The organism is Pantoea sp. X-Soil-ISGK-259 (assembly GCF_059730705.1).
In genome coordinates, this window is sequence record NZ_AP035986.1 from 1,387,376 (window position 1) to 1,412,526 (window position 25,151).

Annotated in this window: 23 protein-coding genes; 13 read left to right on the forward strand and 10 right to left on the reverse strand. The window is 53.4% G+C overall.

What is annotated here, in order from left to right:
* Position 1: 1 nt before the first annotated feature.
* The 3 genes from AC6I77_RS06345 (at position 2) to AC6I77_RS06355 (ending at position 3,143) form a co-directional block, all read left to right on the forward strand.
* Positions 2 to 1,303 (forward strand): flippase, encoded by a 1,302-nt coding sequence (locus AC6I77_RS06345; protein WP_039660951.1) that lies wholly within the window; start codon positions 2 to 4, stop codon positions 1,301 to 1,303.
* 134 nt (positions 1,304 to 1,437) lie between these two features.
* Positions 1,438 to 2,448 (forward strand): quinone-dependent dihydroorotate dehydrogenase, encoded by a 1,011-nt coding sequence (gene pyrD, locus AC6I77_RS06350; protein WP_008925867.1) that lies wholly within the window; start codon positions 1,438 to 1,440, stop codon positions 2,446 to 2,448.
* Between the two features lie 152 nt (positions 2,449 to 2,600).
* A complete protein-coding gene (locus AC6I77_RS06355) occupies positions 2,601 to 3,143 on the forward strand; it encodes a cell division protein ZapC (RefSeq protein WP_008925868.1) in 543 nt (180 codons plus the stop codon).
* Here AC6I77_RS06355 and AC6I77_RS06360 read toward each other — a convergent pair whose 3' ends face one another.
* Complete coding sequence (locus tag AC6I77_RS06360; protein WP_008925869.1) at positions 3,144 to 4,253, reverse strand: YcbX family protein; 1,110 nt, start codon at positions 4,251 to 4,253, stop codon at positions 3,144 to 3,146.
* 110 nt (positions 4,254 to 4,363) lie between these two features.
* On the opposite strand from AC6I77_RS06360, the gene rlmKL reads away from it, so the two are divergent.
* The 6 genes from rlmKL to rmf all read left to right on the forward strand — a co-directional run bounded on the left by rlmKL (position 4,364) and on the right by rmf (position 12,327).
* Entirely contained in the window at positions 4,364 to 6,478 is a 2,115-nt protein-coding gene (gene rlmKL / locus AC6I77_RS06365) for a bifunctional 23S rRNA (guanine(2069)-N(7))-methyltransferase RlmK/23S rRNA (guanine(2445)-N(2))-methyltransferase RlmL (RefSeq protein ID WP_008925870.1), read from the forward strand.
* Between the two features lie 6 nt (positions 6,479 to 6,484).
* Positions 6,485 to 8,401, forward strand: coding sequence for an ABC transporter ATP-binding protein (locus AC6I77_RS06370; protein ID WP_140033557.1), 1,917 nt, complete (start codon positions 6,485 to 6,487; stop codon positions 8,399 to 8,401).
* A 14-nt stretch (positions 8,402 to 8,415) separates the two neighbouring features.
* Positions 8,416 to 9,684: a membrane integrity-associated transporter subunit PqiA gene (pqiA, locus tag AC6I77_RS06375; RefSeq protein WP_140033556.1), complete on the forward strand. Its 1,269-nt coding sequence runs from the start codon at positions 8,416 to 8,418 to the stop codon at positions 9,682 to 9,684.
* Complete coding sequence (pqiB, locus tag AC6I77_RS06380; protein ID WP_140033555.1) at positions 9,671 to 11,314, forward strand: intermembrane transport protein PqiB; 1,644 nt, start codon at positions 9,671 to 9,673, stop codon at positions 11,312 to 11,314. The genes pqiA and pqiB overlap by 14 nt, the downstream gene beginning before the upstream one ends.
* The gene (pqiC, locus tag AC6I77_RS06385; protein WP_008925874.1) at positions 11,311 to 11,880 is read left to right on the forward strand and encodes a membrane integrity-associated transporter subunit PqiC; all 570 of its coding nucleotides are present in this window, start codon (positions 11,311 to 11,313) and stop codon (positions 11,878 to 11,880) included. The genes pqiB and pqiC overlap by 4 nt, the downstream gene beginning before the upstream one ends.
* Positions 11,881 to 12,159: 279 nt before the next feature.
* Positions 12,160 to 12,327: a ribosome modulation factor gene (gene rmf / locus AC6I77_RS06390; protein WP_008925875.1), complete on the forward strand. Its 168-nt coding sequence runs from the start codon at positions 12,160 to 12,162 to the stop codon at positions 12,325 to 12,327.
* Positions 12,328 to 12,395: 68 nt separating this feature from the next.
* On the opposite strand, the gene fabA is transcribed toward rmf, so the two are convergent.
* Both fabA and AC6I77_RS06400 read right to left on the reverse strand, forming a co-directional pair.
* Positions 12,396 to 12,914, reverse strand: coding sequence for a bifunctional 3-hydroxydecanoyl-ACP dehydratase/trans-2-decenoyl-ACP isomerase (fabA, locus tag AC6I77_RS06395; RefSeq protein ID WP_008925876.1), 519 nt, complete (start codon positions 12,912 to 12,914; stop codon positions 12,396 to 12,398).
* Positions 12,915 to 12,982: 68 nt separating this feature from the next.
* Positions 12,983 to 14,854: an AAA family ATPase gene (locus tag AC6I77_RS06400; protein WP_497816769.1), complete on the reverse strand. Its 1,872-nt coding sequence runs from the start codon at positions 14,852 to 14,854 to the stop codon at positions 12,983 to 12,985.
* 53 nt (positions 14,855 to 14,907) lie between these two features.
* Here AC6I77_RS06400 and matP point away from each other — a divergent pair, with 53 nt between their 5' ends.
* On the forward strand, positions 14,908 to 15,375 hold the full coding sequence (gene matP, locus AC6I77_RS06405; protein WP_008925878.1) for a macrodomain Ter protein MatP: 468 nt from the start codon (positions 14,908 to 14,910) through the stop codon (positions 15,373 to 15,375).
* Positions 15,376 to 15,472: 97 nt separating this feature from the next.
* On the opposite strand, the gene ompA is transcribed toward matP, so the two are convergent.
* Together ompA and sulA are read right to left on the reverse strand one after the other, a co-directional pair.
* Complete coding sequence (ompA, locus tag AC6I77_RS06410) at positions 15,473 to 16,543, reverse strand: porin OmpA (RefSeq protein ID WP_140033554.1); 1,071 nt, start codon at positions 16,541 to 16,543, stop codon at positions 15,473 to 15,475.
* A 350-nt stretch (positions 16,544 to 16,893) separates the two neighbouring features.
* Positions 16,894 to 17,385 (reverse strand): SOS-induced cell division inhibitor SulA, encoded by a 492-nt coding sequence (sulA, locus tag AC6I77_RS06415; RefSeq protein ID WP_003850038.1) that lies wholly within the window; start codon positions 17,383 to 17,385, stop codon positions 16,894 to 16,896.
* Positions 17,386 to 17,595: 210 nt separating this feature from the next.
* Here sulA and AC6I77_RS06420 point away from each other — a divergent pair, with 210 nt between their 5' ends.
* The gene (locus tag AC6I77_RS06420) at positions 17,596 to 18,225 is read left to right on the forward strand and encodes a TfoX/Sxy family DNA transformation protein (RefSeq protein ID WP_003850036.1); all 630 of its coding nucleotides are present in this window, start codon (positions 17,596 to 17,598) and stop codon (positions 18,223 to 18,225) included.
* On the opposite strand, the gene yccS is transcribed toward AC6I77_RS06420, so the two are convergent.
* Both yccS and AC6I77_RS06430 read right to left on the reverse strand, forming a co-directional pair.
* Positions 18,222 to 20,381: a YccS family putative transporter gene (gene yccS, locus AC6I77_RS06425; protein WP_039660961.1), complete on the reverse strand. Its 2,160-nt coding sequence runs from the start codon at positions 20,379 to 20,381 to the stop codon at positions 18,222 to 18,224. The genes AC6I77_RS06420 and yccS overlap by 4 nt on opposite strands.
* On the reverse strand, positions 20,365 to 20,805 hold the full coding sequence (locus AC6I77_RS06430) for a YccF domain-containing protein (RefSeq protein WP_003850033.1): 441 nt from the start codon (positions 20,803 to 20,805) through the stop codon (positions 20,365 to 20,367). The genes yccS and AC6I77_RS06430 overlap by 17 nt, the downstream gene beginning before the upstream one ends.
* A 123-nt stretch (positions 20,806 to 20,928) precedes the next feature.
* Between AC6I77_RS06430 and helD the strand changes: the two genes are divergently transcribed.
* Positions 20,929 to 22,983: a DNA helicase IV gene (helD, locus tag AC6I77_RS06435; protein WP_497816770.1), complete on the forward strand. Its 2,055-nt coding sequence runs from the start codon at positions 20,929 to 20,931 to the stop codon at positions 22,981 to 22,983.
* A gap of 1 nt (position 22,984) precedes the next feature.
* On the opposite strand, the gene mgsA is transcribed toward helD, so the two are convergent.
* A complete protein-coding gene (gene mgsA, locus AC6I77_RS06440; protein WP_003850029.1) occupies positions 22,985 to 23,443 on the reverse strand; it encodes a methylglyoxal synthase in 459 nt (152 codons plus the stop codon).
* Positions 23,444 to 23,512: 69 nt separating this feature from the next.
* Positions 23,513 to 24,154 carry a YccT family protein gene (locus tag AC6I77_RS06445; protein WP_008925883.1) on the reverse strand — a complete coding sequence of 214 codons (642 nt, stop codon included), beginning with the start codon at positions 24,152 to 24,154 and terminating at the stop codon, positions 23,513 to 23,515.
* A 176-nt stretch (positions 24,155 to 24,330) separates the two neighbouring features.
* On the opposite strand from AC6I77_RS06445, the gene AC6I77_RS06450 reads away from it, so the two are divergent.
* Positions 24,331 to 24,744 (forward strand): CoA-binding protein, encoded by a 414-nt coding sequence (locus tag AC6I77_RS06450; RefSeq protein ID WP_003850025.1) that lies wholly within the window; start codon positions 24,331 to 24,333, stop codon positions 24,742 to 24,744.
* A 33-nt stretch (positions 24,745 to 24,777) separates the two neighbouring features.
* Here the strand turns inward: AC6I77_RS06450 and hspQ are convergent, their stop codons facing one another.
* Positions 24,778 to 25,095, reverse strand: a complete 318-nt coding sequence (gene hspQ, locus AC6I77_RS06455) for a heat shock protein HspQ (protein WP_010246651.1) — start codon at positions 25,093 to 25,095, stop codon at positions 24,778 to 24,780.
* Between the last annotated feature and the right edge of the window lie 56 nt (positions 25,096 to 25,151).

Below are 25,151 nucleotides of genomic sequence, written 5' to 3' on the forward strand. Positions count from 1 at the left end.
CATGGCAAAAGTTCTTGATAAAAGTCTGATTATTAATATTTTCTCCCTGCTGGCCTATCGTGGTGCGTCGTTTCTTTTTCCGCTGGCGACGCTGCCCTATCTTGCCCGTGTTCTGGGTGTAGAGCAGATGGGTACGCTGGCACTGGCGATCGCCTGTGTGCTCTATTGCAGTACCATCTCTGACTGGGGATTCAATGTCTTTACCACCAAAGATATTGCTCACCATCGTGATGACAAAGAACGCGTCACTCAGCTTTTCTGGTCAACATTTAACGCCAAGCTGATGCTGCTGGTGGTGACCAGCGGTACGCTGCTGACCGCGACCTGGTTCAATCCTGCCTGGCATCCGTTGTTCTTTATCATCCTGGCGAACTGCACCACGCTGATAGGCTCGTTGTTTTCATTTGGCTGGCTGATGCAGGGCTTTGAGAAGTTGGGTAAGACGGCAATGATCGCTACCTTCGGGAACTTCTGTGCGATTCCGCTAACGTTTTTACTGGTGAAATCCCCGCAGGATACCTGGCTGGCTGCCCTGATCCCTGGCACTGTCTCGATCATCAGTGCAGCGATTACGCTGAAGTTTGTGCTGGAGATGAAGGTCATTGGCCGTTATCGCTTTGAGCCCCGTGAAATCAAACAGCGCATCACCGACAGCATGGATGTCTTTATCGCCATTGCCGGTGCCAATCTGTTCAACAGCGTCAACGTCGTGATTCTCGCTTCCTTTACCTCCACCTATATGGTGGGTATCTATAACGGTGCGGATCGTCTGCGTAAAGCCGCTAACTCTGTGCCAGAGCAGATTGGCAGCGCCTTCTTCCCGCGCGTCAGTCATCTGTTTGGCCGGGATAAACGGGCTGCCATTGCAGCGACGCGCAAAAGCCTGCTGCTGTCGTTTTCCCTGAGTCTGTCGATTGTGATCTTTACCTGGTTCTTTGCTGACCTGGTGGTTTCAATCTTACTGGGTAAGGACTTTATTCCGTCGGCGGATGTGCTGCGTGTCTTTGTGCTCTGCTTCCTGTTTGGCAACATTGCTTATCCGGCCGGATTACAGATTCTGATTCCACATGGTTTAGCGCGTCAGCGTATGTGGGTGATGATGGCCGCGGGTGTGATTAACGTGCCGCTGTGCTGTTTCCTGGCGTGGAAGTTTGGTGCGATCGGGGCCGCATGGTCGATGGTCGGGGCAGAAGCGTTCGTCTGCATCGGTATTTTTGGCATCATGCAGCGTCACGGGATCCTCCGGGAATATCTGTTCCCCTCGCAGGTGGAAAATCACCCCGTAAACGATTCCGCTGCGTAAGATCAAGGGATTTTCAGTTAACTTCCCACCACCCCGCAGTTCGATTTACTTTTGCGCCAGAGCACTTTACCATTCTGGCGCACATTTTCCCGTGCACCGACTTCCACGATCGCTTCCGTCCTTCAGGAGAGTGCATGTTTTATCCTATCGTCCGACCGGCGCTGTTTAAACTCGACCCCGAACGCGCACACGAACTCACCTTTCAGCAACTACGCTTTATGAGCGGCACGCCACTTGAGATGTTCTATCGCCAGACTCTGCCGTCGCGTCCGGTTACCTGTATGGGACTGACCTTTAAGAACGCCCTGGGCCTGGCCGCCGGGCTGGATAAGAACGCAGAGTGTATTGATGCGTTTGCCGCGATGGGCTTTGGTTTTGTTGAAGTCGGTACCGTCACGCCGCGCCCTCAGGCGGGCAATGATAAGCCACGCATGTTTCGGCTGGTGGAAGCAGGCGGAATTATCAATCGGATGGGATTTAATAATCTGGGTGTCGATCATCTGGTTGAAAACGTGAAAAAAGCGCGTTTTAACGGCGTGCTGGGAATCAATATCGGTAAAAATAAAGATACGCCAGTCGAGCAGGGCAAAGATGATTATCTGATCTGCATGGAGAAGGTCTATGCCCACGCCGGTTATATCGCCATCAATATTTCCTCCCCTAACACGCCAGGTTTGCGTTCGCTGCAATATGGCGAGGCGCTGGATGATCTGCTCTCCTCAATCAAACAAAAACAAAAAGAGCTGGAACAGCGTCACCTTAAATATGTTCCGCTGGCCGTGAAAATTGCGCCCGATCTCTCGGAAGAGGAGTTAATTCAGGTCGCAGACAGTTTAATTCGTCATCAGATTGATGGTGTTATTGCCTGCAATACCACCCTCGATCGTTCGCTGGTTAGTGGACTCAAATATGCTGAGGAAGCAGGCGGATTAAGTGGCCGGCCAGTTCAGTCCCGGAGCACAGCGGTTATCCAGCGCCTCTCTCAGGAACTGCAGGGACGCCTGCCGATTATTGGCGTTGGTGGCATTGATTCTTTAACGGCCGCACGTGAAAAAATCGCCGCCGGGGCAACATTAGTTCAGATTTATTCAGGTTTTATTTATCAGGGACCGGGCTTAATTAAAGATATCGTTACCAATATCTAAGACAATTCTCACAATGACGGGCCGGGGGCTTTATTTATCCCCTCGGCTCGTTTATATTTTGTCCTGTTGCACGCTTTTTCAGCTTTTCCTTATGTTTCTTTTTCGCTGAATTCTGCGTGATTTTTGGCGCAGCGGTAAATACAGGGCACACGATGAAAATTAAACCCGATGATAACTGGCGTTGGTATTTTGACAGCAGCCACGATCGAATGATGCTCGACCTGGCCGACGGTATGCTGTTTCGTTCCCGCTATTCCCGCAAAATGCTCACGCCGGACGCTTTCGCTGAATCGGGCTTTTGTGTCGATGACGCTGCTCTTTATTACACGTTTGAAGAGACCTGCCGTCATTGCAAACTCAGTGGCAGTCACCGTGCTGAGTTGGTGTTAAACGCACTGGTCGCTGCCCGCTTTCTCAAACCCCTGATGCCTAAAAGCTGGCATTTCACCTCATATGCCCCGGCCATGCAGCCTCGTCCTGGCGAAATGGTACAGGTTACGCTGGCTGAAGAGGGAACACAGGCACGTCTGCTGGTGGTTGAAAGTGGTGATAATGCGGCGCTCTGTCTGCTGGCGCAGCAAGGTCTCACGCTGGCGGGAAAAAACATGGTGCTCGGCGATGCCATCAAAGTGATGAACGATCGCCTGCAGCCCTGGCATGAGGACGTTGCTGCACCTTTCGCACGCGCTGTCTGATCACCTCAGTTCAACATCGCCCGCCGGAATACAGCTACAGCTTAACAGTGTGCCGTCCTGACGCAGGGCACTCTGTTTCAGCGCCTTCACCTCACCTGCGACCAGATTCAGCTTGCAACTGCCACAGAGACCTGCACGACAGGAATAGGGTATGCGAAAGCCCTGCATCTCCAGTTGATCCAGTAACACCTGCTGATTATCTCCGGTGAATGTCTGACCCTGATAAGTAATGTTCACGGTTTCAGGCGCCTGTTTTTCTGGTTTCAACGTTTCAACCACTTCACCCGCCCCATACCTGCGCGATGCATGACGTTTCAGGACAATCATTTCATCACCCGCACGCACCACGCCGCTGCTACGCGCCACTAAGTTCAGGCCGAAATCGATGTCACCACTGCCATCCTGAGCGGTACGAAAAGTCTGCAACGTCGCCAGCGGATGACCGGTGGGATGCTTAACGCCGGTCTCGGTGCTGACCGTGGTGAGCACACAGCGACTGCAGGGCTTTGGCACCTCGAATATCACGTCGCCAATCTGAATTTCTGCCCAGCTATCTTCATCCCATGCGGCAGCACCGCTGACGACCAGATTCGGACGAAACTGTTCGGCTCGGACGCTGGCCGGGCAGCGTTGTTGCAGATCATGCAGCGACGCGTTGTTGATCAGCAAAAACGGAAAGCCATCGGCAAAGCTAAGCGGAATATGATCAAACTTTTTGACCCGGCGGCTGGGTTGTGGCCCGACCCAGCGCAACTGAACGTCGCGCGGGAAGAACTGGCTCAGCCACTGATTTATCGCAAGGGGCGCTATGCGCGCGGTAAAATGATTACCCCAGACTTCGGTGGGATGATCCTGCTCATCGAAATCGCTGAAGCGGATCAGGGACTGACTCCCATCTGGCGCCGCCAGCAACAGGCCATCCGGCAGAATCGCGGGCGTAAAGCGCACCATCTCCGGGTGCTGGCGGGCGGTAATAAAGGTGCCATCAGGTTCGGTCACCATAAACAGACGATCAAACGCCAGTCCGCTGTCAGTGACCAGCGCGTGTGATAACGCTAATCCCCGCATCGACTTCACAGGATGAATAAATAAGCGGGAAAGCGTGATCATGGTGTTCTCCTTGAACCCGACGCGCGACACAAAAGAAGCTAACTTTATGACATAGGTCTCCGATTCGCTATAATGCGCGACAATTTTCTCAAGAGTTAAAAAGTGACGATATGAATTCTCTGTTTGCCAGCACGGCGCGTGGGCTCGAAGAGCTGTTAAAAAGTGAGCTGGACGCGCTGGGCGCGCAGGATTTGCAAGTGGTGCAGGGAGGCGTTCACTACGAAGCCGACGATCGCGCCATGTACCAAAGTCTGATGTGGAGTCGTTTAGCATCACGCATCCTGTTGCCGCTGGGAGAGTTTGGCGTCTACAGCGATCTTGATCTCTATCTGGGTGTACAGAGCGTGGACTGGCCGACGATGTTCGGCAGCGACAAAACGTTTGTCGTGCATTTCAGCGGCACCAACGACTCGATTCGTAATAGCCAGTTTGGCGCGCTGAAAGTGAAAGATGCCATCGTGGACAGCTTTACCCGTCAAAACCTCGAGCGGCCGAATGTCGATCGTGAGCAGGCGGATATCCGTGTCAACGTCTGGCTGAATGACGATCGTGCCAGTATTGCGCTGGATCTCAGCGGCAGCTCGCTGCATCAGCGCGGCTATCGGCAGCAAACCGGTCAGGCACCGTTGAAAGAGACGCTGGCCGCAGCGATTGTGCTGCGTTCTGGCTGGGAGCCGACCACGCCGCTGATCGATCCGATGTGTGGTTCCGGTACGCTGCTGATTGAAGCCGCACTGATCGCCTGCGATCGCGCACCAGGCCTGCTGCGCAAGCACTGGGGCTTCACCGCCTGGAGCCAGTTTAATGCTGCTCTGTGGCAGGATGTGAAAGCCGAGGCGCAGGCGCGTGCCCGTGCGGGCACCGCCGCCACCCAGGCGCGCTTCTTTGGCTATGATAATAATGGCCGTGTACTGGAGTGGGCGCAGTCGAATGCCCGTCGCGCAGGCGTTTATGAACTCTTTACCTTTGCTCAACAGGACCTGCTGAAGCTGACCAATCCGGTCGATCCGGCTGTGCATGGCACGGTGCTGAGCAATCCGCCTTACGGTGAACGTCTGGAGAGCGAACCCGCCCTCATTGCGCTGCACAGCCAGCTTGGACGTCTGATGAAGCAGCATTTTGGCGGCTGGAATCTGTCGCTGTTCAGCGCCTCGCCTGAACTGCTGAGCTGCCTGCAACTGCGTGCCGACCGCCAGTTCAAAGCGAAAAACGGTCCGCTGGATTGCGTTCAGAAAAATTATCAGCTGGCGGTCAACAGCCATGAAAGCGCCGGTCAGATTGCGGAAGATTACGCGAACCGTCTGCGTAAAAATGTGAAAAAGCTGGAGAAGTGGGCGCGTCAGGAAGGCATTGAATGCTACCGCATTTATGACGCCGATCTGCCAGACTACAACGTCGCTGTCGATCGCTATGGCGACTGGGTGATTATCCAGGAATACGCGCCACCGAAAACGATCGATCCGAACAAAGCGCGTCAGCGCCTGTTCGATGTGATCAGCGCGACCCTGAGCGTACTGGAACTGCCTGCCGACCGTCTGATTATGAAAACGCGTGAGCGTCAGAAAGGCAAAGCGCAGTATCAGAAGCTCAGCGAAAAGGGCGACTATTTCGAAGTTAAAGAGTTTAATGCGCATTTCTGGGTGAATCTGACCGACTATCTCGATACCGGCCTGTTCCTCGATCACCGCATTGCCCGTAAAATGCTCGGCCAGATGAGCCAGGGCAAAGATTTCCTGAACCTGTTTGCCTATACCGGCACCGCCAGTGTGCATGCCGGTCTGGGTGGGGCGCGTTCGACCACCACGGTCGATATGTCGCGGACCTATCTGGAGTGGGCGGAGCGCAACCTGCGTCTTAACGGACTGACCGGGCGTCAGCACCGCCTGATGCAGGCAGACTGCCTGAGCTGGCTGAATGAGAGTGACGAGAATTTTGACCTGATCTTTATCGATCCGCCAACCTTCTCCAACTCAAAACGTATGGAAGAGAGCTTTGACGTTCAGCGCGATCATATGATGCTGATGCGTAACCTGAAGCGCCTGCTGCGTCGCGGCGGCACCATCATGTTCTCCAATAACAAACGCGGTTTCAAAATGGACATGGATGGCCTGAAAGCACTGGGCCTGCAGGCGCAGGATATTACCCAGAAAACACAGTCGCAGGACTTCGCGCGTAACCGTCAAATTCACAACTGCTGGCTGATCACTCACGCCGGTAAGGAATAAGATTACATGTCATTAATCAGTATCCACGGCGCTTATCTCTCCTTCAGCGATGCGCCGCTGCTAGACAACACCGAACTGCACATTGAAGAGAACGAACGCGTCTGTCTGGTGGGCCGTAACGGTGCAGGTAAATCCACACTGATGAAAATCATCAACGGCGAACAGCCGCTGGATGATGGCCGCATTATTTATGAAACCGATCTGGTGGTTGCGCGTCTGCAACAGGATCCACCGCGTAACATCACCGGTTCGGTCTATGACTTCGTGGCTGAGGGCGTTGAAGAGCAGGCTGAGCATCTGAAAGCCTATCACGCCATTTCCCATGTGGTGATGGACGATCCAAGCGATAAAAACCTCAATGAGATGGCGCGTCTGCAGACTATTCTCGACCATCAGAATTTGTGGCAGCTGGAAAGCCGCATCCATGACGTGCTGGAGCAGATTGGTCTGCAGCCCGATACCGAACTGTCGTCGCTCTCTGGCGGCTGGCTGCGTAAAGCGGCGCTGGGCCGTGCGCTGGTCAGTAACCCGCGCGTGCTGATGCTGGATGAGCCAACCAACCACCTCGATATTGAAACCATCGACTGGCTGGAAACGTTCCTGAAGAACTTCACCGGCAGCATCATCTTTATTTCGCATGACCGTTCGTTTATCCGCAACATGGCGACACGTATCGTCGATCTCGACCGCGGCAAGCTGGTCTCCTGGCCGGGCAACTACGATCTCTATCTGGAAGGCAAAGAAGAAGCCTTGCGCGTTGAAGAGATGCAGAACGCAGAATTCGACCGCAAGCTTGCGCAGGAAGAGGTGTGGATCCGTCAGGGCATCAAAGCCCGTCGTACACGTAACGAAGGCCGTGTGCGTGCGCTGAAAGCGCTGCGTCGTGAGCATTCGGAACGTCGCGAAGTCATGGGCAAAGCCAACATGCAGGTGGGCGAAGCGTCCCGCTCCGGCAAAATTGTGTTTGAGCTGGAACATGTCGACTACGCGGTCGACGGCAAAGTGCTGGTGAAGGATTTCTCAACCCAGGTTCAGCGTGGCGACAAAATTGCGCTGATTGGACCGAACGGTTGCGGTAAAACCACCTTACTGCGTCTGATGCTGCAGCAATTAAAAGCGGATCATGGCCGCGTGCATTCCGGCACCAAGCTGGAAGTGGCCTACTTTGACCAGCATCGCGCTGAACTGGATCCGGATCGCACCGTGATGGACAACCTGGCCGAAGGCAAGCAGGAAGTGCTGGTTAACGGCAAACCGCGCCACGTGCTGGGCTATCTGCAGGACTTCCTGTTCCATCCTAAACGTGCCATGACGCCGGTGCGCGCACTTTCGGGTGGTGAACGTAACCGCCTGTTGCTGGCGCGTCTGTTCCTGCGTCCCAGCAACCTGATGATTCTGGATGAACCAACAAACGACCTCGACGTCGAAACGCTGGAACTGCTGGAAGAGCTGATTGATGGTTATCAGGGCACCGTCTTACTGGTCAGTCACGATCGTCAGTTCGTCGACAATACCGTCACTGAGTGCTGGATTTTTGAAGGCAACGGCGAAATCGGCACCTTTGTGGGCGGTTATCACGATGCTCAGCAGCAGCGCGCCGCCTACCGTCAGCACAGAGCTGCCACACCCGCAAAAGCGACGGCTAATACCGCTAAGCCTGCCGCAGAGAAGAGTGATGCGAAGCGTAACGTAAATAAACTCAGCTACAACCTGGCGCGAGAGCTGGAACAGTTGCCGCAAAAACTGGAGCAGCTGGAGGCGCGCATCGGCGAACTGCAGGCGAAGATGAGTCACCCGGACTTCTTCAGTCAGGCACACGATCAGACACAGCCGGTGCTGGATAATCTGGCGCAGGCTGAGCAGGAGCTGGAAATCGCTTTTGCGCGCTGGGAAGAGCTTGAGTCACTGAAAAACGGCGCGTAGGGCAGGGCTAACGGATGTGTTCAGCAGTGAAAAGTAACGCGTGGATACTTTGTCCACAATGCGATTTAATGATTAAGCTGCCGGACATTCCCGTTGGCAGCCGTGCATCATGCCCGCGCTGCCACACCTCCCTGACGGCCAACTGGCACGAGCCGCGCAAACGACCGACGGGCTATGCGCTGGCAGCACTCTTTATGCTGCTGCTGGCGAATCTGTTTCCTTTCGTCTCAATGAAAGTTGCGGGGCTGACCAGCCAGATTACACTTTCGCAGATCCCCAAGGTCATGGTGACGGAAGATTACAGCAGCCTGGCGACGCTGTTCCTGCTCTTTGTGCAGGCGGTCCCGGCTTTCTGCATGATCACCATTATACTGCTGGTCAATCCGGTTCCTTTTCCAACCCGACTTAAAATTGGTCTGGCACGCATCCTGTTTCATCTGCGTAACTGGGGCATGGCAGAAATTTTTATGGCGGGCGTGCTGGTCAGCTTCGTCAAACTGATGGCCTACGGTGAGATTGGCCTGGAGACCAGTTTCTGGCCGTGGGTGCTGTTTTGTCTGTTACAACTTCGGGCCTTTCAGTGCGTTGACCGGCGCGAGTTGTGGGAGAGTCTCTCCCCCCGACCCGCGCTACCTCATCTGCCCGAAGTGGGCATCAGTGGTTTAGAGCAGGGCCTGCGTTCCTGCCCATGCTGTACGGCCATTCTGCCTGAAGCTGAGCATACCTGTCCGCGCTGCGGCGTAACGGCGCAGGCGCGACGAAAGCACAGCCTGCAGTGGACGCTGGCGCTGTTGTTTACCTCCATACTGCTTTATATCCCCGCCAACCTGTTGCCGATCATGGTGACGGAAACCCTCGGCACAGCGTATCCCTCTAATATTATGGCGGGGGTGATTGTGCTGTGGGATGACGGTTCTTATCCGGTAGCGCTGGTGATTTTTATCGCCAGCATTATGGTGCCTACGCTAAAAATGCTGGCGATTGGCTGGCTCTGCTGGGATGCCAGCGGGCGCGGACGGCGTGACAGCCACAGGATGCACAAAATTTATGAAGTGGTTGAATTTGTTGGCCGCTGGTCAATGATTGACGTGTTTGTGATTGCCGTGCTCTCTGCGCTGGTGCGTATGGGGCAATTAATGAATGTTTATCCCGCGTGGGGGGCAGTACTGTTTGCAATGGTGGTGATTATCACCATGATTGCTGCCATGACCTTTGACCCGCGATTAACCTGGGATCGTGTACGCGAAAACAATATGAAGGAGTCGCGCCTTGACGGAAACTAACCACGGCCATGCAAAGGTGGAACAGATTAAGCGCTGGTCGCCGGTCTGGATTGTCCCCATCGTTACGCTGTTAATTGGCGGGTGGATCCTGTTCTATCATTTCAGCCATCAGGGGCCTGAAGTCACCTTAATCACCGAAAACGCCGAAGGCATTGTTGCGGGTAAAACCACAATTAAAAGTCGCAGCGTGGATGTCGGTATCGTGGAGAGCGCGGTGTTAAGCGACGATCTCCACCATGTAGAAATTAAGGCCCGTCTTAATGCGGGTATGGGAAAACTGCTGCATAAAGACAGTGTTTTCTGGGTAGTGAAACCGCAAATAGGACGTGAAGGCATCAGCGGGCTGGGAACGCTGCTGTCAGGTGCCTACATTGAATTACAGCCCGGCACCAAAAGTGAAGCGCCAGAACAGTTTAACCTGCTCGATGCCCCTCCTTTAGCGCCGCCAGATGCGAAAGGTATCCGCATTATTCTCGACAGCAAAAAAGCGGGTCAGCTTAATCCGGGCGATCCGGTGCTGTTCCGCGGCTATCGCGTCGGTACGGTTGAGACCAGCGTTTTTGATACTGATAAACGTATGATGACCTATCAGCTGTTTATCGCTGCGCCTTACGACCGCCTGGTGACGACCAACGTGCGTTTCTGGAAGGACAGCGGTATCGCCGTGGATATGTCTGCCTCTGGCATGCGCGTAGAAATGGGTTCGCTCACGACGCTCTTCAGTGGTGGCGTCAGTTTTGATGTGCCGGATGGCTGGGAACTGGGTGAGCCTGCGCAGAACAAATCTGATTATCATCTGTTTGACGATCAGCGCAGTATTCAGGACTCACTTTATACCAACCATATTGATTACCTGATGTTCTTCACTGACTCGATTCGTGGTCTTCAGGCAGGCGCGCCGGTTGAGTTCCGGGGTATTCGTCTGGGTACCGTTTCTGAAGCGCCATTGATGAAAGCAGGCCTGGATCAGGCGCTGAATAATGATTACCGCGTACCGGTACTGATTCGTATCGAGCCGGATCGCTTTATCAGCCGGCTGGGTGAAAATTTCGATCTTGAACAGCATCTGCAGGATGGTAAGAAACGCGGTCTGCGTGCCACGCTGAAAACGGGCAACCTGCTGTCGGGCGCACTCTATGTCGATCTCGACTTCTATGACAATGCGCCAGCCTATAAAGGACCACAGAAAGTCTCTGGCTATGAAGTGATCCCAACGGTCAGTGGTGGCCTGAGCCAGATTCAGCAGAAGCTGATGGCGGCACTGGATAAAATCAACAGTCTTCCACTGAACGGCATGGTTAACGAAGCCACAGGTACACTGAAAGAGAGCCAGAAAACGATGCGTGATCTGCAGCGCACCATCGACAACATCAACAAAGTCACTGGCAGTCCGGCGATGAAAACGCTGCCGGAAGATCTGCAGCAGACATTGCGCGAGCTGAACCGCAGCATGAAGGGCCTGCAGCCAGGTTCGCCAGCTTACACCAAAGTGGTAGGCGATATGCAGCGACTGGATCAGGTACTGCGTGAACTTCAGCCGGTACTGAGAACGCTCAACAATAAGAGCAATGCGCTGGTATTTGAGGCGAAACCGGGACAGGATCCCCAGCCGAAGAGGGCGAAACAGTGAAGAAAGGATTGATACTTTGTGCCGCGCTGGTGTTAAGTGCGTGCAGTAGCAGCGTTGACAATACCTGGTATCAGCTGCCCTCCGGGGCGGCATCCATGCAGGTCAGCAGCAGCCAGCTGAATGAAGCGCAGCCGATGTTGTGGGTGCAGCAGGTGACGGTGCCGGATTATCTGGCAGGCAATGGACTGGTTTATCAGACCAGCGATGTCAAATATGTCATCGCCACAAATAATCTCTGGGCCAGTCCGCTCGATCAGCAGTTGCAGCAGACGCTGATCACTAACCTGAGCAAGGCGTTGCCAGGCCGGCTGGTGGCCGGTTCACCGTTAGGTGCGCAACACGATACGCTGAACGTGACGGTCACCGGCTTCCAGGGACGTTACGATGGTAAAGCGATCGTCAGTGGTGAATGGACGCTGGAACATCAGGGCCGTCTGACTAAGCAGGCGTTTAATCTGGTTCTGCCGCAAACCGAAGATGGCTATGATGCTATGGTCCGCACGCTGGCGGCGGGCTGGCAACAGACTGCGCAGAAGATTGCCAACAGTGTGGTTGCGTTAAATTAAGATTAATGTGAATAAATAAGCTAAGCCCCTGTCCGGTTGTCGTGATTTTTCGACGCCGGCCAGGGGCTTTTTTATTAGCTTAATCAGAGAGATGGTGTTGATGTGTGCATCACAAAACGCCGTTATTTTTACCGATTAAGGTCACATTTATGACACTGGCATGAAGATTGAGCATTGATCTTTGGATTCGCAGGAGGTAGAACATAAGGGTGGTTGAACATTAAATCACCACTTTTCTTTCCACCAGATTCCACAGACCTTACATGAGGGACACGGAGTATGAAGAGACAGAAACGAGACCGCCTCGAACGCGCCCATTCACGTGGTTATCAGGCAGGCATTACTGGACGCTCAAAAGAGATGTGTCCGTATCAGTTGATTGACGCTAAGTCTCACTGGTTGGGAGGTTGGCGACAAGCCATGGAGGACAGGTCGGTAGCTGCATAACCGGATGTCACTGAAAAGGGAATATAACCTCCGCCATGCGCGGAGGTTTTTGTTTCCGGAGGAAACACTTAGAAAGCGGCGGTATCTTTAAACAGGCCGACTTTCAGATCGCTGGCGGTATAGATCAGATTACCGTCAACCAGCACTTCACCATCTGCCACGCCCATCACCAGTTTACGGTTGATCACGCGTTTGAAGTGAATGCGGTAAGTAACTTTCTTCGCTTCTGGCAACACCTGACCGGTGAATTTCACTTCACCCACGCCCAGTGCACGGCCTTTACCTTCGCCGCCCAGCCAGCCCAGATAGAAACCAACCAGCTGCCACATGGCATCCAGGCCCAGGCAGCCCGGCATCACCGGATCGCCAATGAAGTGGCAACCGAAGAACCAGAGATCGGGATTGATATCCAGCTCCGCTTCAACAAAGCCTTTGTCATATTTGCCGCCGTCTTCGGTCATTTTGACCACGCGGTCCATCATCAGCATGTTGCCGGATGGAAGCGGCGGACCATTTTCGCCAAACAGTTCACCACGACCTGACAGAATCAGATCTTCTTTGGTATAGGATTCGCGTTTATCTACCATGTTTTCAATAAGCCTTGTTTTAGTGAATCACGAATATTAGCGAACAGTTGTACGCTGAGCAAATCGGATTAACGGTGGTTAAACCAGTTAAGCCAGCGCAGCGCCCAGGGACGTTGCGGACCGTCCGGCTGGTTGAACAGGCTAATGCGTTCCTGGATGGTATTCAGCAGGCAATCACCCAGACCATCCTCGGTACTCCAGATTTTCCCCGTCAGCAGCGGCAGTGCTTCCTCGGCCTGGTCAATGGCCCAGATGTGGAAGCGACCCTGCTCAACCGCCGTGACAACAGCCTGGTTCAGACTAAGATGACGCACATTGCAGGCAGGAATAATCACTCCCTGCTGGCCCGTCAGTTCTCGCTGATGGCAAATATCAAAGAAGCCTTCGATCTTCTCATTCAGCCCGCCCACAGGTTGCACGTTGCCGAATTGATCGACCGAGCCGGTGACAGCAATTTGCTGATTGATGGGCTGATTTGCCAATGCGCTTATTAAGGCACAGAGTTCAGCCAGCGAGGCGCTGTCACCATCCACTTCGGAATAAGATTGTTCAAACACCATTGAGGCCGAGAAGGGCAGTTGCTGATCAAGTTCCAGCTCGGCAGTGAGGTAAGCCTGCATAATCATCATACCTTTGGCATGGATATTCCCGCCCAGCTCCGCTTTGCGTTCGATATCCATGAACTCACCATCACCAGGATGGACTACGCAGGTAATGCGAGAAGTATCGCCCCAGGCGCGCGGGTGGCCAGGAAATTCCACCACTGACAGACCATTAATCTGACCGACAACTTCACCTTCAGTTTCAATCAGAATCTGCCGCAGCAGGATCTCATCACGCATCCGTTCATTGAGATAATTCTCGCGCCATAAGCGCGCTTCCAACGCATCACGTAGCGCTTCAGCATTGAGTTGTTCATCGCCCATCAGGGCTGACTCGCGCATCTGACGCTGGAGCCAGCGGGGACAAAGTGGCAGGGTATCCTGATCGCCGCTATAGCGAACGCCTTCTTTAATCAGCTCGGGCCAGAAGTCCTCTTCCGGCAGGGGCAGCCCCGCCTGCTGTGCCAGTTCTGCGTTCCAGCGACACCAGGCAAGCATGTCATCCTCATCCAGAATCTGAATATTCTCTTCAAACTCAGTATAGATGGCCATTTCGTGTGCTTCAGGGTCGAGCTCCTGAAAATCTGCCAGCGTTTCACGTTCGCCACACAGGACCAGATTGAGGCTGAGTGGCAGAGGCGGAATAGAAACCGGCAGCGGCTGGCGTTCGTCCTGGGATGTCCACTCGACATAGCCCTGTTCAATACACTTTTTCAGGCGCAACCAGAGAATGGGCTGCGTCATCAGGCTTTGCAAGGAGAGCACCAGCGTGCCGCCGTTAGCGCGATGTATCAGGCCCGGCTCGAGCTGGATGCGATCTTTATACTGGCGCACGCAGCCAAACAACTGTTCCATCTCAACCCACTCAGCAAAATGAATACCACCCTGACTGGTGAACGGGCGTTGCGGATCGGAGGGAGGCTGGAGCGTGACATTATCTGCCATGATATGGTAATCACCACCATACAGCGTGGTACTGTCGGCCATAACCCGTTGTGCGGCCTGGGCAATGAATGCCAGATAATCGCGATTCTCCTGGCTACGAACCAGCAGTAATGGGAACCCTTGCGTCTGATGGTGTAAATGCGCAAGTGCATTCAGCAAACGGGGCTGTACCGTTGCCAGAGCATCAGTTTCTTCATCAGCAATTCGGGAGAAAACGGATTGGTATTGCGCGCTATCCGGCTGTAAGGTCTGCCACGTAAGTTGGGTGCTGGTCAAAATAATCGCATTTGTCTGTATTAAGAAAAGCGAGATTATACAGGAATCACCCTTGTTAAGCACTGCAGACTTCCTGTTGAAGATGTGATGATGACAGCATGTTTTTCGTTGCTGCATCCGGGAAAAAAGCTGTTATTCTTAGTTCGTTACGTGATCACGATGAGATTCCGATGAAATACCAGCAACTCGAAAATCTTGAATGTGGATGGAAGTGGAAATACCTGGTGAAAAAACATCGGGAAGGTGAACTGATCACGCGTCACCTTGAATTAAGTGCGGCGCAGGCTGCAGTTGATAAGCTTCTGGCGATGGAAAATAATCCGGTCACGGTGAATGAATGGATCGCGGAACATATCCATTCTGATCTGGATAATCGGCTGAAACAGACTATCCGTGCCCGGCGAAAACGCCATTTCAATGCTGAACATCAGCACACCCGTAAAAAATCCATCGACCTTGAATATCTGGTCTGGCAACGACTGGCGGGACTGGCACAGCGGCGCGGCTGCACGCTTTCTGAAACAATTGTTCAGTTGATAGAAGATGCAGAACGTAAAGAGAAGTATGCCACTCAGATGTCCAGCCTGAAACAGGATTTGCAGGCGATCCTGGGTAATTCAGGCTCTGAAAGCGAGTAACGTAACGGGTGCAATGTCATCCCTGAACGCCTGATGCCAGCTTTATTACTGGCATAAAAAAACCCCGCCTTGGCGGGGTTTTTTATGACATGTAAACTTAAGCCTGTGGCTGAGTTACAACGTCTTTGATGCCTTTAACATCGATTTCTACGCGACGATCCGGAGACAGGCAATCGATCAGGGCATTACGGCCTTTCACGCTGTCACAGGTATTGCCGGTAACTGGGTTAGATTTACCCATGCCACGTGCAGAGATCTTGTTAGAAGGGATACCTTTAGAGACCAGGTAATCTACGACTGACTGAGCACGTTTCTCAGACAGTTTCTGGTTGTACTGCTCTGAACCGATGCGGTCGGTGAAGCCCAGTACGACAACGGAACCATCTTTAGGATCCATTGAGCTCAGCTGGCTGTACAGCTGATCCAGAGCCTGCTGGCCTTCTGGCTTCAGGGTAGATTTGTTGAAGGTGAACAGAACGTCAGACTTCAGAGTGAAACGCTTGGTTTCAACAACTGGCGCTGGTGCTGGAGCCGGAGCTGGCGCCGGAGCAGCGACGTCATCCTGACCGAAGCGGTATGAAACGCCTACGCTCAGCATGCCATTGTCTGGACGAGCACCAACGGTCTGTGCATCACCGATGTTGTTAACCCACTGGTAATCCAGACGGGTAGCCCAGTTCTGAGTCAGCGCATATTCAACACCAACTGCAGCCAGCGGAGATACGCCGGTGTCGTGGTCGCTGATGCGGCCAGTAGTTGGGTTAGTCTGCGTTGCATCTGCACGCCATACCATGCCGCCCAGACGAGTATACACGTCCAGATCGTCATTAATTGGGTAGCTCAGTTTAGCAGCCAGCTGAACGCCCTGTGCTTTGAATGCGCCGTTAGTCACATTGCCTTTATTAGGCATGCGACCCAGCCAGTCATAGCCCATCTCGAAGCCCAGGTATGGGTTTGCCTGATAACCAACGAACGCACCTGCGCCCAGCTGGCTTTCATGAGTTGGACCGTCATTGTTCTCGTAACCGTGACCGTAGTAGCCAGTGTCGTGATACTGAGACCAGCCCAGTTTAGCACCGGTGTACCAGGTGTTATCTTTCGGAGCGGCCTGCGCTACGGTAGCGAAGCCAGCCAGTGCCACTGCAATTGCGATAGCTGTCTTTTTCATTTTGCGCCTCGTTATCATCCAAATAGGCAATGAGCAAAAAGGTTGCTCTTGGTTTAAATCCTTCGCCGGGTCAAAACGCTCGCTTATGACTCTACCGCAAAAAACGGAGGTTATTGAGCACCCTGGCGAGCTAAAGTCTACAACGAGATTGGAAACTTACAAGTATGATGTGAGGCGCTACTGTAAAAAAACAGCGGTTTATACACAATTTCTAACAATTAGGATGGTCGTAACGTCGCAGCAAAAAGCCCAAAAAACCTGCTAACCCATTGTCACAGCTCGAACTAACAGAATCAGTGGTTTAGCGACAACTGATAAGAATAATAGCCTGGGAAACTTCTTATTTTTACTTAATGAAACAAATCCGACTGAATTTTTATCGCACTTTGCGGTCTCAGAGGCGCTTCCGTTGTCCCACTGGCCCGCAAAATCAAACCCAGCGCTTCACCCTCAGCTGCCGCATTTTCAAGTTGACGACGCTCATTTTCATCAAGATCGTACGGAATCCATGCCAGAACAACGCTGTAATTTCCCGTACGCAACGCTTTAACCATCGCCTCAACCGCATTCAGACGTTCAGAATCGGCGATATGCATACTTTTATCTAATGGTAAGCCTGATTCCTGCAACCAGGTGCGGTTCAGTTTATGTGCCGGTGTTAACCACAACTGCCAGCGTGACTGCTGACTCAGTTGCTGTAATAACGGCAACAGCATCATCTGCATCATACCGGGCTGCTCGCTGTAACGTAACTCAGTAATTCCACCACCCTGCGTGGACGGAACAGAAGAGGACGCATAATGATGAGCATAGCGTGCATTATTAGGATGTTGTGTTCGCATAAGTTAATCACCAGCAGTGGACTGTATGAATATACAGTACTGTCATCCTGGATAAAGATCAACCCAAATTTCTGAAAACGCCTCGCAAAAACGCGACAAGATTAGTTGAAGCACTATTTATTCATTGAACCCGCTGCCACTTTTTTTTATCTTCTAATTACCTGATACACAACGTAATTTACCAGATATTTCTTACATGGAGGTGGTGCAATGAAAAAGATTAACCCGGTTGTCGAGCGCTCCAGAGCGCACCTGGGCCCGTTGGGAACAATTGAGTCCCGGACCCAGTTTGGTGGCTATGCACTGGCTGTCGAAAGCGTGGTTTTCGCGTTAATTAATAAAGATGAACTCTACCTGCGGGCCAGTGAACCCTTGCGGGATTACATTACCGACCGTCCGCTCCAGCCCCTGATTTTTCGCAAACGGGGCAAGTCAGTGAAGCTTGATTACTTTCAGGTCGATGAAGCCTTATGGCGGGATCCTGACCATCTTCTGACGCTCTCCGCGGCCTCTTTAGAAACGGCACAGCGCGAGTTGCAGCACAGACAAGCCTCTCCGCGTTTGAAAGATCTGCCTAATCTCAGTGTACGCATGGAAGTCATGTTGTACGAGGCGGGCGTGATGAGTGTCAATCATCTTTACCAGATGGGAGCCAAACAGTGCTGGCTGAAGTTAAAAGCGATCAACCAGCACGTTGGATTTCAGACACTACTGGCGCTGCAGGGTGCGATTACGGGCCACCATGCGGCCGCACTGCCACTGGCCACCCGTGCCGAGCTGAATGCATGGTTTCAACGCACGCTTTTATCGAAACCAGACTTCAGAGGCGAAGAAGGCTAATCAGCAATAAGCGTGCGGCGCAGGCGAGCCACATCAGGCATTAAGGCTACCAGCAGTCCGAGTTGCTGAAGCACCAGCGGCGCACGCACATCCGCATCTGCGGCCAACTGGCTGATGCGATGAGCCAGTTGATGGCGCATTGTTTCAACATGCTCATCGCTGACTACGTCCGTCTGAAGCACATCCTCAACATAACAAACTGTATCATCCAGCAAGGTCAGCAGTTCTGGTGCCGTAATTTTGTCACGGTGCGCGCCGAGTGCAGAAATGTAACTCAGAAACGAGTGGTTTGAGCAAAGCAGCTGAAAAGCCGATTCGCGCAGTTTCTGACTGGTGCGACTTTCACTGCTCATGTTTGAAACCACGGATGCCAGCTCGGCATCTGCATTGTGTGCGTCACGGCGGGCAATGCGATAGGCGAGACGGTTATCCTTGCCCTGATGATACTGTTCCATGATCGCATCCAGATAGCGGCAGTTCGCTTTCAGGGTTCGTTCAGCCACCGCCGGCAACTGACGAAAGCGCCAGTCTGGCCAGATAAACGCCACAGCCAGCCAGGCCAGGCCACAGCCGAGTAAGGTGTCCACTACGCGTGGCAGGGCGACCTCAAAGCCTTCCCCTAACAGGTTAAAGCAGAGCAGAACCAGCAATGTGATAAACAGCGTGGCCTGCGCATACTGTACCTGCCTGAAAGCGAAGAACAGCACGCCGGAAATCACAATCAGGATTAACTGCCCTTCAATTGAGGGCACCAGCCATAAAACGGGCAGACCAATAGCAATGCCCGCCAGTGTTCCGCCGATACGTAAGGCCAGTCGCCGCTGCGTTGCGTTGTAGTTGGGCTGGCAGACAAACAGGCTGGTCAGCAAAATCCAGTATCCCCGCTCGAGTCCGGTGATCTTAATGAAGCCATAGCCGATACAGAGCACGACTGACATGCGAACTGCATGCCGGAATAGCGCCGATGAGGGAGAGAGATGACGGCTAAAGCGCAGCCTGATGTCACTCCAGCCACTTAATCCTTCGCGTGACAGCAGATTATCGCTGTGCTGAGGATCTTCACCGGCCAGCGTCTGTTCAGATTCGATGGAGGCAAGGTGGGCATCAATGGCGCGCAGATTGCGCAGCAGCCAGAAAAGGGCACGGGTATGCTCGGCCTCAGGCTCGCGCTGCTCCAGACGTTCAATTGCTTTTTGTAATCGTTCAAACGCGCGCTCAAATCGACTGTCATGCACCCATCTTTCACGCACCAGAATGCAGTGTGCCAGCTGGCGACAGGCTTGTGCCTGCATGTTAAGAAGACGCTGGAAGCGAAACAGAATTTCGTTATAGCGCCAGTCACCGCGCAGCAGATGATATTGCAAATGGGACGAGCTGGCCCGTTCATGAATGTCCTGCGCCACAAAATAGTAGTGCAGACTACGGCGGGTGCCGCGCGACCCGCGATCGCCACGCAGTCGACTCTGCAGCGTAGTTTTGGTCAGGTTGAGCTGCGCCACTAACTGGCTGTTGACCATCGCCGCATCGATAAACGCGGCGTCATCCTGCTCACCAGCATCCGGATCGAAGAGATTCGCTTTGGCATCCAGGTAACGCGCCAGTTGTGAAAAGCTGCCAGCCAGCTGTTCCTGCACCGGCCGGACCGGAAACATCAGATGACCCAGCAGCGTCAGCAGGTTGTACCACAGCGCGCCGACCAGCAGCAGCATCGGCTGCATATACCACTGACTGAACAGCCCGATGCCGAGCATGGTATAGACCGCAATCAGCAGCGCACCAAACGCGATAGTGGCGTAGCGCTGGCCCAGGGCACCCAGCAGAATAAAGCCCCATGTCGAGATCGCCAGCCCGACAATAAAGGCGAACGGATAGGGAAACAGGAGTTCTACTGAAACGGAGGCGATGCAGAAGCAAAGCAGGGTAATCAGCAGATTCTTCAGACGACCGGCCAGGCGATCATCAAGATCGGCCAGCGCAGCCGCGACCACCCCCAGCGTTAAGGGAATCGTCCACTCAATCTGATGCAGCCACCAGGGGATGGCAGCGCAGCCACTCAGCGCAAACAAAATCCGCAGCAGATAGCGCCACGTACTATTAAACAGATATTTTCGCCAGCCAGGCACTGCATCCGACATCATATTAATAGCGGCGGGCATTGGCTTCGCGCGCGGCGCGCGCCTCTTCCACGGACACCACGCGGCGTCCAACCGGCCAGAGGGCGATAGCGGCAATCTTAAAGTTCGCAATCCCTGTTGGAATACCGATGATGCTGATGCATTGCACAATCCCCACCGAGATATGTGAAAGGCAGAGCCACCAGCCAAAGAAAATCAGCCAGAAAATATTCAGGAAAGTTCCGCCGGTATTCAGAATATGACTCTTACTTTCAGGACGAAGCACATCGACATGCACCGCCTCGTTGCCAAACGGCAGCAGCGAGAGCTTTGTAATTTCCCAGCAGGAGCGGGTCAGTGGCAGGGTAAAAATCAGCACGACACTGATTAACGTGGCAAACAGCCAGCTCAGCGTGGTGAAAAAGCCACCCAGGACAAAATTAAGAATATTTAAAACGGTGCGCATGATCGTCTTTTCCTTTTGCATTCCGCAAGATGTGACGCCAAGTTTAGCTTGTTTTAAGGCTGGAGCGCTAAGGGTCTGACAGGTAAACTCCCCTTAATCCTGTTATCTGACGTTGGTGTCGGCGTGGAACTGAAAGCAACCTCGATGGGCAAACGACTTGCCCAGCATCCTTATAATCGTGTCCGCCTGATGGCGGCGGGCGTCGAAGTCAGTGGCGATAAGCACGAGTATCTGATCCCCTTTAACCAGTTACTGGATATTGCCTGCAAGCGTGGGCTGGTATGGGGCGAACTGGAATTTTTGCTGGCCGATGAAAAAGTGGTTCGGCTGCACGGAACGGAATGGCAGGAGACGCAGCGCTTTCACCACTATCTGATGCAGGCCTGGCAGAGCTGGAGTCTGGAGATGAGCGCAGTCTGCCGTGAGGTACTCCAGTCGCTGCATGATGAAATCGAGACCTTTGGCGCGCAGGATCGTTGGCTCAACCGCCACGAACTGCAGGGGCTGAAAACAAAAATTCTCAAACAGTTCGATGCGTTGCCAATGCCTCTTATCCGCTTAAAAGAGTTTGCTGACTGCCGCGAGAACTGGGCGTTTTGTCAGCGCTGGCTGGATCAGGGTGACGCGGCCTTGCAGCAGCGAAACCGCGACTGGACGGCCGCTATGTTAAGCCGTTATCAGGCATTCTTTGCCAGCGTCGAGAGCACGCCACTGAATCAGTCGCAGTGTGAGGCGGTGGTCAACGGCGAAAATTCATTGCTGGTGCTGGCTGGCGCCGGTAGCGGTAAAACGTCAGTGCTGGTGGCCCGGGCAGGCTGGTTAATGCAGCGCAAGCTGGCCAGCGCCGATCAAATCCTGTTACTGGCATTTGGCCGCGAGGCTGCCAAAGAGATGAACGAGCGTATCCAGTCACGGCTCTCCGCGGATGACATCCAGGCGCGAACCTTCCATTCTCTGGCGCTGCATATTATTCGTGAAGGCAGCAATAAGCAGCCGGTTATCAGCAAGCTGGAGAGTGATGCGGATGCGCGTCGCGCGTTATTGATCCGGGAATGGCAGCAGCAGTGCCATGAGAAGAAAGCGATGGCAAACGGCTGGCGTCAGTGGCTGCGTGACGAACTGCAGTGGGAATTACCGGAGGGGCCTTTCTGGGAGGACGACAGGCTGGCAAAGCGGCTGGCGTCACGACTGGAGCGCTGGCTCGGCCTGATGCGCATGCACGGAGGTGCACAGGCAGCTATGATCGCGGATGTGCTGGAAGAGGTCCGTGATCTCTTCAGTAAACGCATCAAACTGATGGCACCGTTGTTGAAAGCGTGGAAGAGTGCGTTGAAAGAGGAGGGCGCGGTCGACTTTTCGGGTCTGATTCATCAGGCAATAGCCGTTCTGGAAAAAGGGCGGTTTATCAGTCCGTGGAAACACATACTGGTGGATGAGTTCCAGGATATTTCACCTCAGCGTGCCGCCTTGCTCAGCGCACTCCGCCAGCAGAATAAGCGCACCGCCCTGTTTGCGGTTGGCGATGACTGGCAGGCTATCTATCGCTTCAGCGGCGCAGAGATGACGCTGACGACCGCATTCCATCACTATTTTGGTGAGGGTGATCGTTGCGTGCTCGACACCACCTACCGCTTTAACGATCGCATTGGCGATATTGCTAATCGTTTTATCCAGCAGAATCCTCAACAGCTGGCAAAACCACTGAATAGCGTCACCAAAGGCAATAAGAAATCGATTGCATTGCTGGCAGAGGATCAGCTGGACGCCCTGCTGAACAAACTCAGTGGTTATGCGAAACCGGATGAGCGTATTCTGCTGCTGGCGCGCTATCACTATCTGCGGCCAGACATACTGGATAAAGCCCGAACCCGCTGGCCGAAACTCAATCTGGACTTTATGACGATCCACGCCAGCAAAGGCCAGCAGGTGGATTATGTCATTCTGCTGGGATTACAACAGGGCAAAGAGGGGTTCCCGGCGGAAGTCCGCGAGTCAGTTATTGAACAGGGCTTACTGCCGCAGCCCGAACCTTTCCCGCATGCGGAGGAGCGCCGTCTGGCCTATGTGGCACTGACGCGAGCGCGTCAGCAGGTCTTTTTACTGTTCGATAAAGCAGCGCCGTCACCGTTTGTCGATGACTTCCGCGAGCTCGGTGTGCCAGTACTGCGTAAAGCCTGAGTTATTTCAGGCGATCGGCCAGATAGCGCTGATAATCGGGAATCATAATCTCCAGGCTTTGCGCAAACAGCGGCGACTGAATAATAAAGTCCGCTGTGGAGCGATTTGTGGCGACCGGAATATTCCAGACGGTTGCCAGACGCAGCAGCGCTTTGACATCCGGATCGTGCGGCACGGCGTTAAGCGGATCCCAGAAAAAAATCAGTGCATCAATTTTTCCTTCTGAAATCAGCGCACCCACCTGCTGATCACCACCCATCGGGCCGCTCAGCATGGCTGTCACGTTCAGGCCGGTATCACGATTAATCAGATTTCCGGTCGTCCCGGTCGCATAGAGGATGTGTTGTTCCAGCGCGGGCTGATTCTGTTTAACCCAGTCAAGCAGTGCGGCTTTGCAGTGGTCATGGGCGACCAGCGCGATATGTTTTATGGTGCCAAGGGTGCGAACAGTCTGTTCCATAGAGGCGTCCTGATAAGGCTCATGCGCAATGAGAGGGATCCTGAGTTTACCTCTGGCCCATTAACGCTATCAACTCGTACGTAGCATTTTGACCAGTGTCATAAATTGCTGGCGCGTCGCTTCATCGAAACGATGAAACCAGCGGTGCAGCGAGGGCAGTTCGGCCTGTGAAGTCCAGTCCAGGTCTGCGGTAAGCCTGACGGAAGAGGGGGGAGCAGAAGCGGAATTTGCAAACCGGGGCACAGAGGCGATCTGGCGGGTGCGGTTATAATTCAGCATCGCTTTTTCCATGTCGGCGGTTGTGATGGCCGGCAGGTGGTCACGCACGCTGGTAATCTCCGTGCCTTTTTCATCCACCAGCTGGAAGTTAAGGCTGCGGTCAAAATGATAACGCTCGCGTTTTGTCTCCAGCGCGGGCAGCCGAATAGTAATGGTTTTGGCTACAGCAGTGAACGTGACAATCATCGGCAGAGACTGATAGGCAATGACATTCTCTTTCAGCCCTTTGCGCTGATGCTCTACCCGGAACAGAAACTGATGCTGACCGCGATCCAGCTCCAGGCTGTCAGCTCCTTTGAGGAGCGAACCTGAAATTTTTCGACCATCCAGCACCAGTAGCTCGATTTGCGGATCAAGCTTTAATGTGATGGCAGAACAGGACGCCGAAACGAGGAGTGTAAGTAACCCCGTTACAGCCAGCGACAGCTTCATTTCAACTCCGGTAACTGATGACACGAAAGGGGATGTGTAGCAAATTCTTACATTATGGCAGTTAATTTACATTTAAACATATTTATTCGTGCGCGGGTTCAATTAATTGTGCTCAGGACTTACCCGTTAACGAGCGCACCCATCTACACTCAACGCTGGCCTGAAAGGAGAGAAACATGAACGACCAGACAATTCGTGACGTGCTGACGCGAACCCAACGTATCGCCTTAGTTGGAGCAAGTGATCGCCCCGAACGTCCCAGTTACGGTGTGATGAAGTATCTGCTTGATCAGGGCTATGACGTGATCCCGGTCAGCCCGAAACTTGCAGGGAAAACAGTGCTGGGGCAACAGGGTTATGCCAGTCTGGCGGATGTACCCGGCGGGATTGATATGGTGGATGTCTTCCGCAATTCTGAAGCCGCATGGGGTGTCGCCCAGGAGGCTATAGCCGTCGGGGCAAAGACATTATGGCTGCAACTCGGCGTGATTAATGAACAGGCGGCGGTGCTGGCTCAGGATGCAGGCATGACGGTGATTATGGATCGTTGCCCGAAGATTGAAATTCCACGTCTGGGGATTACGCGCTAAATCAGGGGTGGCGGCAGAGCGTGCCGCCACAGATTAGTGTCGCAGATGAGGTGCCTGCAATTGCTGACGTACGGATGCAGCGAGCTCATCCATTGAAGGTTGCTCAGGATGTTCAATGCTGGTTTCACCTGAAAGCTGAATCTCTGCGACATAGGTATGAACCTGATCGCCTTCCTCATCTTCCATCACCACATGATACCAGGGTGCGGTACGCATCTTTTCTTCTGCACCAACATCTTCAATTTTAGGCTCGTCTAACGAGTACTCAGGATCGACATCAACGATAACGCCCAGTACGCCGGACAAACGATGACGAACCTGCTGACCAATACCAAATTTACTGGCAATCATTTTACTGGCAATCATAGTGACCTCCGAAAAAAAGCTCTCTTACCAATATGGGGTCA

Bases quoted from the DNA above. Each gene is read 5' to 3' on its own strand.
- AC6I77_RS06345 (WP_039660951.1), top strand. From the start codon at position 2: ATGGCAAAAGTTCTTGATAAAAGTCTGATTATTAATATTTTCTCCCTG.
- pyrD (WP_008925867.1), top strand. From the start codon at position 1,438: ATGTTTTATCCTATCGTCCGACCGGCGCTGTTTAAACTCGACCCCGAA.
- AC6I77_RS06355 (WP_008925868.1), top strand. From the start codon at position 2,601: ATGAAAATTAAACCCGATGATAACTGGCGTTGGTATTTTGACAGCAGC.
- AC6I77_RS06360 (WP_008925869.1), bottom strand. From the start codon at position 4,253: ATGATCACGCTTTCCCGCTTATTTATTCATCCTGTGAAGTCGATGCGG.
- rlmKL (WP_008925870.1), top strand. From the start codon at position 4,364: ATGAATTCTCTGTTTGCCAGCACGGCGCGTGGGCTCGAAGAGCTGTTA.
- AC6I77_RS06370 (WP_140033557.1), top strand. From the start codon at position 6,485: ATGTCATTAATCAGTATCCACGGCGCTTATCTCTCCTTCAGCGATGCG.
- pqiA (WP_140033556.1), top strand. From the start codon at position 8,416: ATGTGTTCAGCAGTGAAAAGTAACGCGTGGATACTTTGTCCACAATGC.
- rmf (WP_008925875.1), top strand. From the start codon at position 12,160: ATGAAGAGACAGAAACGAGACCGCCTCGAACGCGCCCATTCACGTGGT.
- fabA (WP_008925876.1), bottom strand. From the start codon at position 12,914: ATGGTAGATAAACGCGAATCCTATACCAAAGAAGATCTGATTCTGTCA.
- AC6I77_RS06400 (WP_497816769.1), bottom strand. From the start codon at position 14,854: ATGCAGCAACGAAAAACATGCTGTCATCATCACATCTTCAACAGGAAG.
- matP (WP_008925878.1), top strand. From the start codon at position 14,908: ATGAAATACCAGCAACTCGAAAATCTTGAATGTGGATGGAAGTGGAAA.
- ompA (WP_140033554.1), bottom strand. From the start codon at position 16,543: ATGAAAAAGACAGCTATCGCAATTGCAGTGGCACTGGCTGGCTTCGCT.
- sulA (WP_003850038.1), bottom strand. From the start codon at position 17,385: ATGCGAACACAACATCCTAATAATGCACGCTATGCTCATCATTATGCG.
- AC6I77_RS06420 (WP_003850036.1), top strand. From the start codon at position 17,596: ATGAAAAAGATTAACCCGGTTGTCGAGCGCTCCAGAGCGCACCTGGGC.
- yccS (WP_039660961.1), bottom strand. From the start codon at position 20,381: ATGCCCGCCGCTATTAATATGATGTCGGATGCAGTGCCTGGCTGGCGA.
- AC6I77_RS06430 (WP_003850033.1), bottom strand. From the start codon at position 20,805: ATGCGCACCGTTTTAAATATTCTTAATTTTGTCCTGGGTGGCTTTTTC.
- mgsA (WP_003850029.1), bottom strand. From the start codon at position 23,443: ATGGAACAGACTGTTCGCACCCTTGGCACCATAAAACATATCGCGCTG.
- AC6I77_RS06445 (WP_008925883.1), bottom strand. From the start codon at position 24,154: ATGAAGCTGTCGCTGGCTGTAACGGGGTTACTTACACTCCTCGTTTCG.
- AC6I77_RS06450 (WP_003850025.1), top strand. From the start codon at position 24,331: ATGAACGACCAGACAATTCGTGACGTGCTGACGCGAACCCAACGTATC.
- hspQ (WP_010246651.1), bottom strand. From the start codon at position 25,095: ATGATTGCCAGTAAATTTGGTATTGGTCAGCAGGTTCGTCATCGTTTG.